Annotated in this window: 1 protein-coding gene; it reads left to right on the plus strand. The window is 63.1% G+C overall.

Going from position 1 to position 425, the window contains the following annotated elements:
• Positions 1-425, plus strand: a 425-nt coding sequence (locus DVH23_RS23320) for an AMP-binding protein (RefSeq protein ID WP_157972603.1), incomplete at both ends; no start/stop codon positions are given.

Genomic DNA, 425 nt, shown 5'->3' on the forward strand with positions numbered 1-425 from the left:
GACGGCTACTACCGTCGGGGCGACGCCCTCGATCACAAGGAGAAAGCCGACGAGGGCCTCGAGAGCGTCACAGGCGACACGACGACCGTCGTCGTCGATCGGCTCGGAGACGAACTCGAGCACTCGCTCGGTGAGAACCAGTACGATTACGACGAGTTGCTCGAAGATCAGGAGGGCACTTCGGTCGATCCGGTCTCCCGGGACGCCGAGGACATGCTCTTTCTCATGTACACCTCCGGAACCACTGGAGAGCCAAAGGGCGTCAAGCACACGACGGGGGGCTACCTCTCCTACGCGGCCTGGACGTCCCATGCCGTGTTGGACGTCGAACCCGACGATACGTACTGGTGTGCCGCGGACATCGGCTGGATCACCGGGCATTCGTACATCGTCTACGGTCCGCTCGCGTTGGGGACGACGAGCGT

The sequence above is a fragment of the Saliphagus sp. LR7 genome, from assembly GCF_003344565.1.
GTDB lineage: Archaea > Halobacteriota > Halobacteria > Halobacteriales > Natrialbaceae > Saliphagus > Saliphagus infecundisoli.